Here is a 17164-nt window from a genome sequence, read left to right as displayed (position 1 = left end):
TGACCCCAGGGGCAAGCTGCTAGGCTGCGGCCAAGAAACGACAGGGCAGGCCCAGCAGATGAAACGACCCGAGGATGTGCCGGGCACCACCTTCAGCCAGCCGATCCGCGCGATCACCACGATGCTTCTGGTCTGCGTGCTGGTCGCCACCGCGGCCTGGCTGCTGCATGGTCAGGTCGTCGGCATCCTGCGCGCCAATCCGGTTCTGAACGGGCTGATCGGCTTCGTCTTCGTCTTCGGCATTCTGACCTGCTTCTGGCAGCTGTGGATCCTGGCGCAATCGGTCAGCTGGATCGAAGGCGTCCTGCGCCGCGATCCCGGCGCCAATGCCGATGCCGCGCCGCGGCTTCTGGCGCCGCTGGCCGCATTGCTGCGCGGGCGGACCGGGCGGGCGATGACGATCTCGGCCTCGTCGGGCCGGTCGATCCTGGATTCGGTCGCCCAGCGCATCGACGAGGCGCGCGACATCACCCGCTATCTGATCAACCTTCTGGTGTTCCTGGGGCTTCTGGGCACGTTCTGGGGCCTGGCCACCACGGTTCCCGCGGTGGTCGAAACCATCCGCGGCCTCGCCCCGCAGGAAGGTGAAAGCGGGCTGGACGTGTTCTCCAAGCTGATGGGCGGGCTGGAAAGCCAGCTGGGCGGCATGGGCACGGCGTTTTCATCCTCGCTCCTGGGCCTGGCCGGATCGCTGGTCGTGGGCCTTCTTGAACTGTTCGCCGGCCATGGCCAGAACCGCTTTTACCGCGAGTTGGAAGAATGGCTGTCCTCGATCACCCGCATCGGCCTGTCGGAAGGCGAGGGCGGCAGCGCCGACCAGTCGGCCATCGTGCAGGTGCTGGACCATATGGCCGGGCAGATGGAAAGCCTGCAGGCGCTTTATACCCAGGCCGATGTGGCGCGCTCGGTCATGGAGGATCGGGTGAACGATCTGGCCCAGGCGGTCGACCGGCTGGCGTCGCGGCTGGGGGACGAGGCCGGGGGCACCGCGCTTCTGGCGCGGATCGCCGAGGGGCAAGAGGCGCTGACCGCCGCCCTGACCGATGAAAGCGGTGTCGCCTCGGCCGGCGGGATCGACGCCGAAAGCCGGATGCGGCTGCGGTCGATCGACGTGCAACTGCTGAGGATCCTTGAAGAAATCAGCGCTGGCCGGCAGGAATCCACCGCCGATCTGCGCACCGATCTGGCGGCACTGACCGCGGCGATCCGGCAATTGTCACGCTCGACCGTGGGGCGGGGCTAGGCCATGGCCCTGTCGCGCCGCCGCGATTCGCATCTGATCTGGCCGGGTTTCGTCGACGCGGTGACCACGCTTTTGATGGTGATGATGTTCGTCCTGACCATCTTCACCGTGATGCAATCGGTGCTGCGCGACCAGATCACCAGCCAGGACAAAGAGATCAGCGCCAAGACGACCGAGCTGTCGGCGCTGAACGAACAGGTGGCCGCCCTGTCGCAGGCGCTGGGGCTGGAACGGCGCAAAAGCGAGGATCTGCAAGGGCAGGTCGGCGAATTGTCGGCCTCGCTGAGCGCGGCTTTGGCCGAGGGGCAGCGCCAGACCGGGGTGATCGCCGGGCTTGAGGCCGATCTTGCCGCAAGGCAGGGCGAACTTGACGCTGCAAAGACGCGGATCACCGATTTCGAGGCGCAGGTCGCGGCGCTGATCTCGCAGCGCGACAAGGCGCTGGGCGATCTTGCCATTGTCACCGGCGAACGCGACGCGACCAAGTCGGAACTTTCCACTGTCAGCGAAAAGGCCGAGGGGCTGGCCGCTTCGGTGGCCGAGCTGGAAGCGGCGAAGGCCAGGCTGATCACCGAGGCCGAAGCGGCGCAGCTGGCGCTGGCCAAGCTGCGCGACGAGATCGACGCCGGGGCGGAAGCGGCGCGGCTGTCGGCGGCGCGGGCCGATGCGCTGGAGGCTTTGGTCAAGGATCTGCGCGCCAAGGGCGAGGCCGATGCCGCTGCGCTGGCCGCGCGCGAGACCGATCTAACCGAGGCCGAAAAGCAACGCCTGGCCGATGCGGCGGCGCTGGCGGCGTTGCAGGACAAGCTGAAGGCGTCGGAAACCGAGGTGACGGCGATGACCCTGGCACTGGAAGAGCAGCGCAAGGCGGCGGAAGAGACGCTGACGCTGCTGGCCGCCGCGCGCAAGGCCGAGGCCGAGGGCAAGACCGCGGCAAGTGATCGCGAGGCGGCGCTGGCTGCGGCGCAGGCCGAACTGTCGGGCGAACAGGAAAAGGCGCTGGCCGCGGCGCGTCAGGTGGAGTTGTTGAACCAGCAGATCGCCGCCTTGCGCGACCAGCTGGGGGCGCTGCAGGGCGTGCTGGACGAGGCCGAGGCCAAGCGCATCGCAACCGAGGTGCAGCTGGACTCGCTGGGCAAGGATCTGAATGCGGCCCTGGCGCAGGTGGCGGCGGAACAGAAGCGCCGGGCGGAACTGGAAGAGGCCGAGCGCAAGCGGCTGGCGGCCGAGAATGCCGATCTGGCCAAGTTCCGCTCGGAATTCTTCGGGCAATTGTCGGCGCTTCTGGCCGGGCGCGAAGGCGTGCGCGTGGTGGGCGACCGTTTCGTCTTTTCCAGCGAAGTGCTGTTCAACCCCGGCGCGGCGGATCTGTCCGCCGAAGGCAAGGCACAGATCGCCGGCGTGGTGCAGATCCTGAACGAGGTGCGCGGCGAGATCCCGGCCGGGATCGACTGGATCATCCGCGTCGACGGCCATACCGACAATGTGCCGCTGTCGGGCCTGGGCGCGTTCCGCGACAATTGGGAGCTGAGCCAGGCCCGCGCCCTGTCGGTGGTGCGCTACATGCAGACCGATCTGGGCTTTCCGCCCGACCGGCTGGCCGCGACCGGCTTTGGCGAATACCGGCCCGTGGCGCCCGGCGACACCGAGGCGGCGCGGGCGCAAAATCGCCGGATCGAGCTGAAACTGACCGAGCGTTAGGAACTCGTCAGCTTCATCAGCACCAGCCCCGACAGGATCAGCCCGGCGGCCAGGATGCGGCCGGGGCTTGCCACCTCGCCCAGGGCGACGATGCCCAGCACGAAGGCGCCCAGCGCGCCGATCCCGGTCCAGATCGTATAGGCCGTGCCCAAGGGCAGGCTGCGCATCGCCAGCGCCAGCAGGCCGAAACTGGCCATCATGGCGACCAGCGTCACCATGCTGGGCCAGAACACGGTAAAGCCCTGCGATTTCTTCATCGCAAAGGCCCAGACGACTTCCAGCAGACCGGCAAGAACCAGCAAGACCCAAGACATGCCCCACCCTTTCCTCAAGGCCGGGCCGTCCCGGATCGATCACAAGCGCGGGTCGTCCCGCAAGGGCAGGCTAGGGGGCAGGGCGCGGCGCTTCAAGGCTGCAAACTGGCCGAGCAAAGAAAAACCCCCGCCTTTGGCGGGGGTTTCCGGTCTTGCACAGCGATCACTCGGCGGTCAGCAGCGGCGGTTTCTGGCCGGTCAGGCGCGGCTTCTGCGGCTCCTGCACCTGCAATTCGATCGCGCCATCCTTGACCGCGACCTTCACCACACCGCCCTTGACCAGCCGGCCGAACAGCAGTTCTTCGGCCAGCGGCTTCTTGATGTGTTCCTGGATCACCCGGCCCAGGGGCCGCGCGCCCATCTTGTCATCATAGCCCTTCTCGCCCAGCCAATCGGCGGCTTCGGGCGTCAGCTCGATATGCACGCCGCGGTCGATCAGCTGCGCTTCCAGCTGCAGCACGAACTTCTCGACCACTTGCAAGATGATCTCGCGGCCCAAGGGCGCGAAGCTGATCACCGCATCCAGACGGTTGCGGAATTCCGGCGTGAAGGTGCGTTCCACCGCCGCCGTATCCTCGCCCTCGCGCTTGTCGCGGCCGAAACCGATGGCGGCCTTCTGCATGTCGGCCGCCCCGGCATTCGAGGTCATGATCAGGATCACATTGCGGAAATCCACCGCCCGTCCGTTGTGGTCGGTCAGCTTGCCGTGATCCATCACCTGCAGCAGGATGTTGAACACATCCGGATGGGCCTTTTCGATTTCGTCCAGCAGCAGCACGCAATGCGGATGCTGGTCGACGCCATCGGTCAGCATGCCGCCCTGATCGAACCCGACATAGCCGGGCGGCGCGCCGATCAGGCGGGACACCGCGTGTTTCTCCATGTATTCCGACATGTCGAACCGCAGCAGCTCCACCCCCAGCGTATTGGCCAGCTGCTTCGCCACCTCGGTCTTGCCGACGCCGGTCGGGCCGGTGAACAGGTAGTTGCCGATCGGCTTTTCGGGTTCACGCAGGCCAGCCCGGGCCAGTTTGATCGAGGACGACAGCGCCTCGATCGCCTTGTCCTGGCCGAAGACCAGCCGCTTCAGCGTCTTTTCCAGATCGCGCAGCACTTCGGCATCGTCCTTCGAGACGTTTTTCGGCGGGATGCGGGCGATCTTGGCCACCACGGCCTCGATCTCTTTCGTTCCCAGAACCTTCTTGCGCTTCGAATCCGAGACCAGATGCTGCGCCGCCCCCGCCTCGTCGATCACGTCGATCGCCGAATCCGGCAGTTTGCGGTCGTTGATGTAGCGGCTGGCCAGTTCCACCGCCGATTTGATCGCGTCGGCGGTATAGCGGATGTCGTGATGCTCTTCGAAATGCGGCTTCAGCCCCATCAGGATCTTGATCGCATCCGGCACCGAAGGTTCGTTCACGTCGATCTTCTGGAACCGGCGCGACAGGGCGCGGTCCTTTTCGAAATGCTGGCGGAACTCTTTATAGGTCGTCGAGCCCATGCAGCGCAGCTTGCCGCCCTGCAGCGCGGGCTTCAGCAGGTTCGAGGCATCCATCGCCCCGCCCGAGGTGGCCCCGGCGCCGATCACGGTATGGATCTCGTCGATGAACAGGATCGCGTCGGGGTGATCCTCCATCTCCTTGACCACGGCTTTCAGTCGTTCCTCGAAATCGCCGCGATAGCGGGTGCCGGCCAGAAGCGCGCCCATGTCGAGCGAATAGATCGTGGCGCCCGACAGCACTTCGGGCACTTCCTTCTTGATGATCTTCCAGGCCAGGCCTTCGGCGATGGCGGTCTTGCCCACGCCCGGGTCACCCACCAGAAGCGGGTTGTTCTTGCGGCGGCGGCACAGAACCTGGATCGCGCGCTCAACCTCGGCCTCGCGGCCGATCAGCGGGTCGACCTCGCCCTTGCGGGCCTTCACGTTCAGATCGACGCAATATTTCGACAGCGCCGATTCCTTGGCCTCGCCGGCTTCGGCCTTGGGGGTTTCCTGCGGCTCGTCCGCGCCCTGAACCGGGCGGCTTTCGCCGAAGGAGGGGTTCTTGGCCACGCCATGGGCGATGAAATTCACCGCATCATAGCGCGTCATGTCCTGTTCCTGCAGGAAATAGGCGGCGTTCGATTCGCGTTCGGCGAAGATCGCGACCAGCACATTCGCCCCGGTCACTTCGGTGCGGCCCGAGGATTGCACATGGATCGCAGCGCGCTGGATCACGCGCTGGAAGGCGGCGGTCGGCACCGCTTCCGACCCTTCGACACTGGTCACCAGCGTCGACAGGTCGTCGTCGATGAAATCGGTCAGGGTCTTGCGCAACTCGTCCAGGTCGACCGAGCAGGCCTTCATCACCCGGGCTGCGTCGGGTTCGTCGATCAGGGCCAGCAGGAGATGTTCCAGCGTGGCGAGTTCATGACGGCGGGCATTTGCAAGGGCCAGCGCACCGTGGATGGCCTGTTCAAGCGTGGACGAAAAAGACGGCACTTTGTCGTGCTCCTGTTCCTCGGGGGTCAGGTCGGGCCGTCGAAGGGGCCCAAACCAACCGTGGCCTCATAAGGTTAAAGTTCGGTTTTACGGTCCGGTCTGCAAGTGCAATCTGTGCCCCTGCCGCAAAACCGGGCATGCTTCACGTCAAATGTGATGCAGACGCTTCAAAACCGATCCTTCCGGGCCCGGATTTCGGCAAAGACCGCCGCATCGGTCGCGTCGGCCATGCCTAGGGTGGCCTTCATCTGGGGCAGGGCTGCCCGCAGGAAGGGATTGGTCTTGCGCTCTTCGGCAAGGGTCGAGGGCATGGGCAGGTGACCTTCGCGGCGCAGCCTGTCCAGACGCTCGATCCGAGAGATAAGGTCGGGATTTTCCGGTTCAAGGGTCAGCGCGAAGCGCAGGTTGCCGTCCAGATAGTCATGGCCCGATCCGATCCGCGTCTCGCCGGGAAGATCGGCGAATTTCGACAGGCTTTCCCACATCTCGGCCGCCGTGCCCTCGAACAGGCGGCCGCAGCCGGCGGCCATCAGGCTGTCGGCGGTGAAGGCCAGGGCAGAGTCCGGGAAGTGAAAGGCGATATGGCCCCTTGTATGGCCGGGCACGTCGATGACCCGCCCCGTCTCGGCGCCGATCGTCACCGCATCGCCCTCGTGCAGGGCCTGGTCCAGAGGTGGCAGACGGTGGGCATCGGCGGCCGCGCCCAGAACGCGCGCGCCGGTCGCCGCACGCAATTCGGGCACGCCCTGGATGTGGTCGTCATGATGATGGGTCAGCAGGATCTGCCCCAGCGTCCAGCCCCGCGCCTGCAGGGCGGCCAGGATCGGCGCCGCATCGGGCACATCGACCACGGCGGTCTGCCCCGTCGCCGGATCCTGCAGCAGAAAGGCGAAATTGTCTTTCAGACACGGCACCACCACCAGTTCCAAAGCCATGGTCTTTCCCCATTCCCGGTCTATGCTGCGCCCAACATCACCCGGGACAGGTGGCAACCGCAATGCACCTCGACGTGCAGGATCTGCGCGACTTCTATTATCGCACGCCGCTGGGCCGGGTCGCCCAGCGCGCCATCCGCGACCAGATGGTGCGGCTCTGGGCGCCCGCGGCGGGCTGGACGGTGGCGGGCTTCGGCTTTGCCGTGCCCTTGCTGCGCCCCTATCTGCCGCAGGCGCGCCGCGTCGTCGGGCTGATGCCCGGCCCGCAGGGGGTGATGCCCTGGCCCGCCGGCATGGCCAATGTCAGCGTGCTGTGCGAGGAAACCGCCTGGCCGCTGCCCACCGGGCTGGTGGATCGTCTGGTGCTGATGCACGGGCTTGAGACCAGCGAACATCCCTCGGCCGTGCTGGACGAGGCGCATCGCGTTCTGGGCCCCGGGGGGCGGGCGCTGTTCGTGGTGCCGAACCGCTCGGGCCTGTGGTCGCGGCGCGATGCCACGCCCTTCGGCTTCGGCCGGCCCTATTCCGGCAGCCAGCTGGAAGCCCAGCTGCGCCGGCACGGCTTCACCCCCGAGCGCAGCTTCACCGTGCTGCATGCCCCGCCCTCGCGTGCGCCGTTCTGGCTGCGCACGGCGGATTTCTGGGAGAAGCTGGGGCGGCGCCTGCCCTGGCTGTCGGGGGGCGTGCTGATGGTCGAGGCCTCGAAACAGGTCTATGCGCCCAGCCGCGGCGGGCTGGGGGCGGTGGTCACACGGCCGCTGAAGGCGCTGGAAGGGGTGCGCGGCGGGGCCGCCGCGCCCGAGCCGGCGCTGGGCCGGCTGGTCCGCCTGCGCCCGGGCCTACAGGACCCGGACCTGGGTTCCCACCGGACATAGCGGGAAAAGCTGGGCGATCATTTCATTGTACAGCCCGATGCAGCCATCCGAGGACCGCCGGCCGATCTTGCGCGTGTCATGGGTGCCATGGATGATATAGGCCGGCCAGGACAGGTACATCGCATGGGTGCCCAGGGGGTTCTCCGGCCCGGGCGGGATCGGCTTCCAGTCGGGATAGCGCTGCATCTGGCTGGCGGTGGGCGTCCAGCTTGGCCCCACCTTCTTGCGCACGATCTGGGTATAGCCGCGCTTGGTCAGCTCGTCCGAGATCGGAACCGAGGTCGGGAAGATCCGGTAGTCTGTGCCATCCGCGCTCCAGTAATGCAGCGCCCGGCTTCGGGTGTCGGCAACGATGGTGGCCACGCCCAGCGTCTCGAAATGGTCCTGCCAGCGCTGCATGCGGAAGCTTGAGGTGTTGTTGCGGATCACCCCGCCGGCCGAGGGCGGATCGGCTTCGGGCAGGGGGGCGGGCAGGGGAGCGGATTGCTGGGCAAGGGCGGCGCGCGGCAACAGCAACGCCGCGCCTGCGCCAAGGCCCAGAAGGGCGGCCGAGCGGCGGGTGTGGGTGGGTTTCATGCGTGCCTCCGTCGTTTCTGATCCGCCCGGCCCGCGACTGGCGGGCGGGAGGCGGAATTTGCTCTGCCTGACATATTCCCAATCTGTGATGCGTCTTTTGCCGCCCTGTCAACCGCCGGGGCGCCGCAAAGCCCCGATCTGACGCCGACGTGACCGGGCGTGTGCGCGCCACCGCCGGACGGGGCGGCCCGGGCCTGGGCTGGCGCCCCCGCAACCGCCGAATGTGCCGGATTGCAACGACTCCTGTCCGCCCCCCGGCCGCCGCGGGCGGGTGGCCGGATGGCTTCAAAGCGTCGCAGCCCGCTTATGTGAGCGCTGACAGCCGGGAAATCCTGTATATCCCTCTCACGAAAGCGCGACCAACCCCGTTGCGAGGGCGGTTTCTACCTGCTAAGGACGCCCGCGAAATCGGGTGAATTAGGGCTTCCAGTTGTCGTGGCCGCGCAGATGTGCGGACCAGGGCGCGCCGGGATGAAGCCCGAAGAATGGGAAGGAAGGCCGTGGCCGAACCAGCTTCGATCTCTCAGGGCATCGCCGCGCGATATGCGACCGCGCTTTTCGAACTGGCCAAGGAGGCGGGCGCCCTGCCTGCCCTGGAAGCCGATACCGCCGCCCTGAGCGAAGCGCTGGCCGCCTCGCCCGATCTGGTGGCGATGATCGGCTCTCCCGTGGTCAGCCGGACCGAACAGGGGGGCGCAATCGCCGCGATCGCCGCGAAGATGGACCTTGCGCCGCTGACGGCAAACACCCTGGCGCTGATGGCCGAAAAGCGGCGGCTGTTCGTGTTGCCGCAGCTGCTGCGTCAACTCGCCGCACTGATCAGCGAAGAGAAGGGCGAAGTCACTGCCGAGGTCGCTTCGGCCAAGGCGCTGACCGCCGCACAAGCCAAGAAACTGGCCGACACGCTGAAGGCGCGCGTGGGCAAGACCGTGAAACTGAACACCTCTGTCGATGACACGCTCATCGGTGGACTGGTCGTCAAGCTGGGCTCGATCATGATCGACACATCGGTCAAGGCGAAGCTCGCTTCCCTGCAGAATGCTATGAAAGAGGTTGGGTGATGGGAATTCAGGCTGCCGAGATCTCTGCGATCCTGAAAGAGCAGATCAAGAACTTCGGCAAGGAAGCCGAAGTCGCCGAGGTTGGCCGTGTGCTGTCGGTCGGCGACGGTATCGCCCGTGTCCATGGCCTCGACAATGTCCAGGCCGGCGAGATGGTCGAATTCCCGGGCGGCATCCGCGGGATGGCGCTGAACCTGGAAGTCGATAACGTCGGTATCGTTATCTTCGGGTCCGACAAGGACATCAAGGAAGGCGACACCGTCAAGCGCACCAAGTCCATCGTGGACGTGCCCGCGGGCAATGCGCTGCTGGGCCGTGTCGTTGACGCGCTGGGCAATCCGATCGACGGCAAGGGCCCGATCGCCGCGACCGAGCGCCGCGTGGCCGACGTGAAGGCCCCGGGCATCATCCCGCGCAAGTCGGTGCATGAACCCATGGCGACCGGCCTGAAGGCCGTGGACGCGATGATCCCGATCGGCCGTGGCCAGCGCGAGCTGATCATCGGCGACCGTCAGACCGGCAAGACCGCCGTGGCGCTGGACACGATCCTGAACCAGAAGGTCTATAACGACGCTGCCGGTTCGGACGAATCGAAGAAGCTGTATTGCGTCTATGTCGCGATCGGGCAGAAGCGCTCGACCGTGGCGCAGCTGGTGAAGAAGCTGGAAGAAACCGGCGCCATGGCCTATACGGTCGTCGTCGCCGCCACCGCTTCGGACCCCGCGCCGATGCAGTTCCTGGCGCCCTTCTCGGGCACCGCGATCGGTGAATTCTTCCGCGACAATGGCCGCCACGCGCTGATGATCTATGATGACCTGTCGAAGCAGGCCGTCGCCTATCGTCAGATGTCGCTGCTTCTGCGCCGTCCGCCGGGGCGTGAAGCCTATCCGGGCGACGTGTTCTATCTGCATTCGCGTCTGCTGGAACGTTCGGCCAAGCTGAACGAGGATTTCGGCGCCGGCTCGCTGACCGCGCTGCCGATCATCGAAACCCAGGCCGGCGACATCTCGGCCTATATTCCGACGAACGTGATCTCGATCACCGACGGCCAGATCTTCCTGGAATCGGAACTGTTCTACCAGGGCATCCGTCCGGCGGTGAACACCGGTCTGTCGGTGTCGCGCGTCGGTTCGGCCGCCCAGACCAATGCGATGAAGACCGTCGCCGGCCCGGTGAAGCTGTCGCTTGCGCAGTATCGCGAAATGGCGGCCTTCGCGCAGTTCGGTTCCGACCTTGACGCCTCGACCCAGCAGCTTCTGGCCCGTGGCGCGCGTCTGACCGAGCTGATGAAGCAGTCGCAATATTCGCCGCTGACCAATGCGGAAATCGTCTGCGTGATCTATGCGGGCACCGCGGGCTTCCTGGACAAGGTCGCCGTCAAGGATGTGGGCCGCTTCGAAGCGGGCCTGCTGTCCTTCCTGCGCAGCAAGCGCAAGGACATCCTCGACTGGATCAGCACCGCCGACCCGAAGATCAAGGGTGCCGACGAAGCGAAGCTTAAGGAAGCCATCGCCGAATTCGCCAAAGACTTCGCGTAAGCGGCCCTGAAGGAGTAGGCAGATGCCCAGCCTAAAGGACCTCAAGAACAAGATCGCGAGTGTGAAGAACACCCGCAAGATCACCAAGGCGATGCAGATGGTCTCTGCCGCGAAACTGCGCCGGGCGCAGGAAGCGGCCGAGGCGGCACGCCCCTATGCCGAGCGCATGGGGGCGGTGATTGCCGCGCTGGCTTCCGGCCAGGGAGAGGGCGGTCCCCGCCTTCTGTCCGGCTCGGGCCGCGACCAGACCCATCTTCTGGTGGTCATGACCTCGGAACGCGGCCTTTGCGGCGGCTTCAACTCGACCATCGTGCGGCTTGCCCGCGCGAAGGCGGCCGAGTTGCTGGCGCAGGGCAAGACGGTGAAGATCCTGACGGTCGGCAAGAAGGGCCGCGAACAGCTGCGGCGCGACTGGTCGCAGTATTTCGTCGGTCACGTCGACATGAGCGAAGTGAAGCGGGTCGGCTATGCCAATGCGCAATCCATCGCGCGTGAAGTGCTGGCGGCCTTCGAGGCCGGCGAAGCCGATGTGGTCACGATCTTCTACAACCGCTTCCAGTCGGTGATCAGCCAGATCCCCACCGCGCAGCAGATCATCCCGGCCAAGTTCGACGCGGCCGAGACCAATGCGCTTTACGACTACGAACCCTCGGAAGAGGCGATTCTCGCCGATCTTCTGCCGCGGGGCGTGGCGACGCAGATCTTCACAGCGCTCCTTGAAAACGGCGCCTCCGAGCAGGGCGCGCGGATGTCCGCCATGGACAACGCGACCCGCAACGCCGGCGACATGATCAACAAGTACACGACCATCTACAACCGGTCGCGTCAGGCTGCGATCACCAAGGAACTCATCGAAATCATTTCGGGCGCCGAGGCGCTCTGACGAACCCGGAGTAGAAAACAATGGCAAGAGCCCCGAAAGCTTCCGCCGCTGCCGTGACCGGCGGCAAGGTCACCCAGGTCATCGGCGCCGTCGTGGACGTTCAGTTCGAAGGCGCGCTGCCGGCGATTCTGAACGCGCTGGAAACCACCAACAACGGCAAGAAGCTGATCATGGAAGTCGCCCAGCATCTGGGCGAGAACACCGTGCGCTGCATCGCCATGGACGCGACCGAAGGTCTGGTCCGCGGCACCCCCTGCACCGACCTTGGCGCGCCGATCTCGGTTCCGGTGGGTGACGCCACCCTGGGCCGCATCCTGAACGTCATCGGCGAGCCGGTGGACGAAAAGGGCCCGGTGGACGCCACCGAAACCCGCGCCATCCACCAGCCCGCGCCGACCTTCGCCGAACAGGCGACGGAATCGCTGGTTCTGGTCACCGGCATCAAGGTCATCGACCTGCTGGCGCCCTATGCCAAGGGCGGCAAGATCGGCCTGTTCGGCGGCGCCGGCGTAGGCAAGACGGTTCTGATCATGGAACTGATCAACAACATCGCCAAGGTGCACTCGGGCTATTCGGTCTTCGCCGGCGTGGGTGAACGGACCCGCGAAGGCAACGACCTGTATCACGAAATGATCGAATCGGGCGTCATCAAGATCGACGACCTGTCGGCCTCGAAAGTGGCGCTGGTCTATGGCCAGATGAACGAACCCCCGGGGGCGCGTGCCCGTGTGGCGCTGACCGGCCTGACCCTGGCCGAGCAGTTCCGCGACCAGTCCGGCACCGACGTTCTGTTCTTCGTCGACAACATCTTCCGCTTCACCCAGGCCGGGTCGGAAGTGTCGGCTCTGCTGGGCCGTATCCCGTCGGCCGTGGGCTACCAGCCGACGCTGGCCACCGACATGGGCGCGCTGCAGGAACGCATCACCTCGACCAAGAACGGCTCGATCACCTCGGTGCAGGCGATCTACGTTCCGGCCGACGACCTGACCGACCCGGCGCCGGCCACCTCGTTCGCCCACCTTGACGCCACGACCGTTCTGTCGCGCGCCATCTCGGAACTGGGGATCTACCCGGCCGTCGACCCGCTTGACTCGACCTCGCGTCTGCTGGACCCGGCCGTCATCGGCGAAGAGCATTACAACGTCGCCCGTTCGGTGCAGGGGATCCTTCAGCGCTACAAGTCGCTGCAGGACATCATCGCCATCCTCGGCATGGACGAACTGTCGGAAGAGGACAAGCTGACCGTGGCCCGCGCCCGGAAGATCCAGCGTTTCCTCAGCCAGCCCTTCGACGTGGCCAAGGTCTTCACCGGCTCGGACGGTGTGCAGGTTCCGCTGGAAAAGACCATCGCCTCGTTCAAGGCTGTGGTGAACGGCGAATATGACCACCTGCCGGAAGCGGCCTTCTACATGGTCGGCGGGATTGACGAAGTGATCGCCAAGGCTGCCAAGCTCGCCGCGGCTGCGGCGTAAGGGGGCAGTCATGGCAGGACATCTGCAATTCGATCTGGTCAGCCCGGAACGCCGGCTGGCCTCGCTTACGGCGACCGAGGTGCAGATCCCCGGTGCCGATGGCGACCTGACGGCGATGGAGGGGCATGCCCCCACCATCACCACCCTGCGCCCGGGCGTGCTGAAGGCCATCGCGGCCGAAGGCACCAAGGCCTATGTGGTCACCGGCGGCTTTGCCGAGATCAGCGCCACGGGCGTCTCGATCCTGGCCGAGCGTGCGGTCCCGGTGGAAGAGCTGACGGCGCCGCTGCTGGATCGGCTGATCGCCGATGCCTCCGAAGCGACGGCCGTTGCCGTCGACAAGGACGTGGCCGACAAGGCCATGGCCGATCTTCTGGCCATGAAGGCCGCGACCGGCTTCTGAACCCCTTCGCGAATGCGATCCGAAAGGCCCTGCCTCTGGCGGGGCCTTTTGTTTTTGTCTTCTTTCCGCCCGTTTCGCACAGTAGTTTGGCAGCAGGGAGAAAGCGTTTGGGCATGAAGCGGTTTGGCGGGTCGATCGGCATCCTGCAGGGCGCGCGCGTCCTGTTTTCGGATTTCGTCGATGGTGGGCCAATGTGGACCGGCCAGGGCGACCGCGAAAGCCGCTTTCTGGTGTCGTTCCGCGAGCCCTTCCAGGCCCCGCCCGCGGTGATCGTCGGCCTGTCGCTGCTGGACATCGACCACAAGGCGAATTTTCGCGCCGATCTCAGCGCCGAGACGGTCACCGCCACCGGCTTTCACATCGTCTTCCGCACCTGGGGCGACAGCCGCATCGCCCGCATCCGCGCCGACTGGACCGCGATCGGCCCGCTCCGCGACGAGGATGAATGGGATGTGCCATAGGCGGCGGCGCGGGGCGGCGTGCGAAGCCGGGGGTTTTGCACCCCCGGACCCCCGCAGGATATTTTTGCAGAGAGGAAGGGGGCCTGGAAAGTTTCAAAGGGATAGAAAAATTTCCAATTCAGGCTCATTTTGAAACTAATCGCGCTGAAGGTTTGCGCATTGCATAATTGGGAAGCAAAAGCTTTTGTCGGTAATCTCCGAAGGCGAAACCGCAGCCGCAATTGGTAAATGTGTTTCTCATAGCGGTAAACCGGCTGTTGATGTTCGTGGACGTGGCGTTGAAAACAAAGACGGTTTCACCGATCCTAATGTTGCCTGAGACGAGCGCATGTTCGTGCCGTAGGTCAATCTCGAAGTATCTGCTCTCTTCTAAGCGCTGCATTTTTAAATAATTTGTGCTAAATTGAAAGTCCCACAAATCGTCAACCCAAGCGATGATATCGTTGTCGACTATTTTTAACTCTGGGAAGAAGTCATCTTTCGGTATGTAAGCACTCAAAAGACTTTGGCCTTCTAGAACCCGATAGGTTATTATTGGAACTCCATAGTATGAAAGGATTGTCGGCGTGTTGATGAAGGTATTGGTACCCATCACAAAAGATGGTTGATGTTTGTCGGTTGCCAAGAATCCACGAAGCATTCCGGCATCCCTGTTTTTTGGGTTATTCTTAATTTCATATTGGCGATCTGGCGCCATCTTGCCAACAATGCGGTGGTGAGTCGGGCAAAGTGCGACCATGTGTTCAGGATTGTTGTGCTTCTCTACGGACCACGGGACAATGTGATGGTAATCAAGTATTGGTTCACCGCAGACTGCGCAGCCGAAATACGCTTCTTGGCGCAAGTGACGCCTTACATGTAGCGGTATATAACGACGCTCACTCACACATCCAGCTCTTCCACGAAACGCGCGTTTTCCTGGATATATTGGAAGCGCAGTTCGGGCTTCTTGCCCATCAGCCGCTCGACCAGATCGCCGGTCTCGCCGCCATCCTCGTCGTCGATCGACACGCGGATCAGCTTGCGGGTGGCGGGGTTCATCGTGGTGTCCTTCAGGTCCTTGGCGTCCATCTCGCCCAGACCCTTGAAACGCTGCACGTCGATCTTGCCCTTGCCGCCCAGGCCCTTCTGCAGCCACACCTCTTTCTCGGCGTCATCGGCCACGTAAAGCCGCTTGGCGCCCTGCGTCAGCCGGTAAAGCGGCGGGCAGGCCAGGTAGAGATGGCCCTTGTCGATCAGGGGCCGCATCTGGGTGAAGAAGAAGGTCATCAGCAGCGAGGCGATATGGGCGCCGTCGACATCGGCGTCGGTCATGATGATGATCTTGTCATAGCGCAGATCGTCGACGCGGAACTTGGTGCCCATGCCGACGCCCAAAGCCTCGCAGATGTCGCGGATTTCGGCATTCTCGCCCAGTTTGGACGAGGCCGCGCCGAGGACGTTCAGCACCTTGCCGCGCAGGGGCAGCAGCGCCTGGAAATTGCGGTCGCGCGCGCCCTTGGCGCTGCCGCCGGCCGAGTCGCCCTCGACGATGAACAGTTCCGTGCCGCGCCGGTCGGTGGCCGAACAGTCCACCAGCTTGCCGGGCAGGCGCAGCTTCTTAGTGGCCGTCTTGCGCTGGGTTTCCTTCTCGGCCCGGCGGCGCAGGCGTTCCTCGGCCCGCAGCACCAGGAAATCCAGGATCGCGCCCGCCGATTTCGGATCGGCCGCAAGCCAGGTGTCGAAATGGTCGCGCACCGCGTTTTCCACCCATTTCGCCGCCTCTTCGGTGGCCAGCCGGTCCTTGGTCTGGCCCACGAATTGCGGTTCGCGGATGAAGACGGAAATCAGCGCGCAGCCGCCCGACATCATGTCGTCGCGGGTGATCTGCTCGGCCTTGCGGTTCTTCACCCGCTCGCCATAGGCGCGGATGCCCTTCAGGATCGCAGCCCAGAACCCCGCCTCATGCGTGCCGCCTTCGGGCGTGGGCACGGTGTTGCAATAGCTTGAGATGAACCCATCGCGCGACGGCGTCCAGTTCACCGCCCATTCGACCGAGCCGGGCACGCCGAATTTCTCTTGGAAGCCCACCTTGCCGGCAAAGGGGCGGTCGGCATAGGTGGTGGCCTTTTCCAGCTGGTCGGCCAGATAATCGGCCAGGCCACCGGGGAAGTGGAACGTCGCCTCCATCGGCATGTCGCCATCGGGAATGGCCGATTTCCAGCGGATTTCCACGCCCGAGAAGATATAGGCCTTGGACCGCGCCATCTTCATCAGCCGCGCGGGTTTGAATTCTTGCGTGCCGAAGATCTGCGGATCGGGATGGAAGGTCACCCAGGTGCCGCGGCGGTTCTGGATCGGGCCCAGCTTGCGGATCGGGCCCTGCGGCACCCCGCGCGAGAAGCTTTGCTCGTACAGTTCCTTGTTCAGCGCGACCTGGACGGTCATCAGATCCGACAGCGCATTGACGACCGACGAGCCGACCCCGTGCAGACCGCCCGAGGTCTCATAGGCCTTGCCGTTGAACTTGCCGCCCGAATGCAGCGTGGTCAGGATGACTTCCAGCGCCGATTTGTCGGGGAATTTCGGATGCGGATCGACGGGGATGCCGCGGCCATTGTCGCGGATGGTCAGGCTGCCATCGGCATGCAGTTCCACCTCGATGCGGTTCGCATGGCCCGCGACCGCCTCGTCCATGGCATTGTCCAGGATTTCGGCGGCCAGGTGGTGATAGGCGCGCTCGTCAATGCCGCCGATATACATGCCGGGGCGCAGGCGCACCGCCTCCAGCGGCTCCAGCACCTCGATCGAGGAAGCATCATAGGTCTGGCCTTGGCCGGAAAGAAGGTCATTCGGCATGGGAACTCGCGTCGGGAATGGGGCTGCTCGGGCGCCGGCGGGCCGGCTTGCGGTTTTGCACCATTAGACCATCCGCAGGGGGGCGGGCGCAAGATCTGGGGGGCGAATGGCCGCGGCCCGGCGACATGAAACTGTCGCATCGGCTTGATAGCGCCCGCTCGCAGGGCATGCGAAAGGGCGCGATCATGGCGGCGGTGGAACAATCGGCAGAGCGGGAGCTGCGGCATCTGGCGGGCGAGGTTCGGGCCGAGCCGGGGCAGGGGGCCGAGATCGCCGATCTTCTGGCCCAGATGCGGGCGCTGCTGGCGCGGATCGAGGCCGCGGCCGAGGCGCGGATGGCGGGCTGGACGCCCTGGCTGGCGCGGGCCGAGTTTCGCGGCTC

16 protein-coding genes are annotated in these 17164 nt (G+C 65.0%); 10 read left to right on the top strand and 6 right to left on the bottom strand.

Annotated features, from left to right (window positions below; translation table 11 throughout):
• The first annotated feature begins 58 nt into the window (after nucleotides 1-58).
• Together K1Y73_RS14085 and K1Y73_RS14080 are read left to right on the top strand one after the other, a co-directional pair.
• Nucleotides 59-1243, top strand: coding sequence for a biopolymer transporter ExbB (locus K1Y73_RS14085; RefSeq protein ID WP_225028945.1), 1185 nt, complete (start codon nucleotides 59-61; stop codon nucleotides 1241-1243).
• A 3-nt stretch (nucleotides 1244-1246) separates the two neighbouring features.
• Nucleotides 1247-2944 carry a peptidoglycan -binding protein gene (locus K1Y73_RS14080; RefSeq protein ID WP_225028944.1) on the top strand — a complete coding sequence of 566 codons (1698 nt, stop codon included), beginning with the start codon at nucleotides 1247-1249 and terminating at the stop codon, nucleotides 2942-2944.
• Here the strand turns inward: K1Y73_RS14080 and K1Y73_RS14075 are convergent.
• The 3 genes from K1Y73_RS14075 to gloB all read right to left on the bottom strand — a co-directional run bounded on the left by K1Y73_RS14075 (nucleotide 2941) and on the right by gloB (nucleotide 6675).
• Nucleotides 2941-3258: a DMT family transporter gene (locus K1Y73_RS14075; RefSeq protein ID WP_225028943.1), complete on the bottom strand. Its 318-nt coding sequence runs from the start codon at nucleotides 3256-3258 to the stop codon at nucleotides 2941-2943. The genes K1Y73_RS14080 and K1Y73_RS14075 overlap by 4 nt on opposite strands.
• Before the next feature lie 163 nt (nucleotides 3259-3421).
• A complete protein-coding gene (clpA, locus tag K1Y73_RS14070; RefSeq protein ID WP_225028942.1) occupies nucleotides 3422-5740 on the bottom strand; it encodes an ATP-dependent Clp protease ATP-binding subunit ClpA in 2319 nt (772 codons plus the stop codon).
• A gap of 167 nt (nucleotides 5741-5907) precedes the next feature.
• Nucleotides 5908-6675: a hydroxyacylglutathione hydrolase gene (gene gloB, locus K1Y73_RS14065; RefSeq protein ID WP_225028941.1), complete on the bottom strand. Its 768-nt coding sequence runs from the start codon at nucleotides 6673-6675 to the stop codon at nucleotides 5908-5910.
• 62 nt (nucleotides 6676-6737) lie between these two features.
• Between gloB and K1Y73_RS14060 the strand changes: the two genes are divergently transcribed.
• Nucleotides 6738-7550 (top strand): class I SAM-dependent methyltransferase, encoded by an 813-nt coding sequence (locus K1Y73_RS14060; protein ID WP_225028940.1) that lies wholly within the window; start codon nucleotides 6738-6740, stop codon nucleotides 7548-7550.
• Here K1Y73_RS14060 and K1Y73_RS14055 read toward each other — a convergent pair.
• The gene (locus K1Y73_RS14055) at nucleotides 7515-8126 is read right to left on the bottom strand and encodes a L,D-transpeptidase (RefSeq protein ID WP_225028939.1); all 612 of its coding nucleotides are present in this window, start codon (nucleotides 8124-8126) and stop codon (nucleotides 7515-7517) included. The two genes, K1Y73_RS14060 and K1Y73_RS14055, sit on opposite strands and share 36 nt — an antisense overlap.
• Before the next feature lie 500 nt (nucleotides 8127-8626).
• On the opposite strand from K1Y73_RS14055, the gene K1Y73_RS14050 reads away from it, so the two are divergent.
• The 6 genes from K1Y73_RS14050 to K1Y73_RS14025 all read left to right on the top strand — a co-directional run bounded on the left by K1Y73_RS14050 (nucleotide 8627) and on the right by K1Y73_RS14025 (nucleotide 13944).
• Nucleotides 8627-9187, top strand: a complete 561-nt coding sequence (locus tag K1Y73_RS14050) for a F0F1 ATP synthase subunit delta (RefSeq protein WP_225028938.1) — start codon at nucleotides 8627-8629, stop codon at nucleotides 9185-9187.
• On the top strand, nucleotides 9187-10725 hold the full coding sequence (gene atpA / locus K1Y73_RS14045; RefSeq protein ID WP_225028937.1) for a F0F1 ATP synthase subunit alpha: 1539 nt from the start codon (nucleotides 9187-9189) through the stop codon (nucleotides 10723-10725). The genes K1Y73_RS14050 and atpA overlap by 1 nt, the downstream gene beginning before the upstream one ends.
• Nucleotides 10726-10747: 22 nt before the next feature.
• Nucleotides 10748-11608: a F0F1 ATP synthase subunit gamma gene (locus K1Y73_RS14040; protein ID WP_225028936.1), complete on the top strand. Its 861-nt coding sequence runs from the start codon at nucleotides 10748-10750 to the stop codon at nucleotides 11606-11608.
• A 20-nt stretch (nucleotides 11609-11628) separates the two neighbouring features.
• Nucleotides 11629-13080, top strand: coding sequence for a F0F1 ATP synthase subunit beta (atpD, locus tag K1Y73_RS14035; RefSeq protein WP_225028935.1), 1452 nt, complete (start codon nucleotides 11629-11631; stop codon nucleotides 13078-13080).
• Between the two features lie 10 nt (nucleotides 13081-13090).
• Nucleotides 13091-13483 carry a F0F1 ATP synthase subunit epsilon gene (locus K1Y73_RS14030; RefSeq protein ID WP_225028934.1) on the top strand — a complete coding sequence of 131 codons (393 nt, stop codon included), beginning with the start codon at nucleotides 13091-13093 and terminating at the stop codon, nucleotides 13481-13483.
• 113 nt (nucleotides 13484-13596) lie between these two features.
• Nucleotides 13597-13944: an H-type lectin domain-containing protein gene (locus K1Y73_RS14025; RefSeq protein WP_225028933.1), complete on the top strand. Its 348-nt coding sequence runs from the start codon at nucleotides 13597-13599 to the stop codon at nucleotides 13942-13944.
• A gap of 124 nt (nucleotides 13945-14068) precedes the next feature.
• On the opposite strand, the gene K1Y73_RS14020 is transcribed toward K1Y73_RS14025, so the two are convergent.
• A complete protein-coding gene (locus K1Y73_RS14020; protein ID WP_225028932.1) occupies nucleotides 14069-14830 on the bottom strand; it encodes an HNH endonuclease in 762 nt (253 codons plus the stop codon).
• Nucleotides 14827-16782, bottom strand: coding sequence for a DNA topoisomerase IV subunit B (parE, locus tag K1Y73_RS14015; RefSeq protein ID WP_225028931.1), 1956 nt, complete (start codon nucleotides 16780-16782; stop codon nucleotides 14827-14829). The genes K1Y73_RS14020 and parE overlap by 4 nt, the downstream gene beginning before the upstream one ends.
• 125 nt (nucleotides 16783-16907) lie before the next feature.
• Between parE and K1Y73_RS14010 the strand changes: the two genes are divergently transcribed.
• The coding region (locus tag K1Y73_RS14010; protein ID WP_225028930.1) for a hypothetical protein at nucleotides 16908-17164 on the top strand (257 nt) is incomplete at its 3' end.

This window comes from Xinfangfangia pollutisoli (genome assembly GCF_020179405.1).
In the GTDB taxonomy this organism is placed as follows: Bacteria; Pseudomonadota; Alphaproteobacteria; order Rhodobacterales; family Rhodobacteraceae; genus Pseudogemmobacter; species Pseudogemmobacter pollutisoli.
The sequence above is the reverse complement of the archived record's forward strand: the minus strand, read 5'-3'. Positions and strand labels throughout refer to the sequence as shown.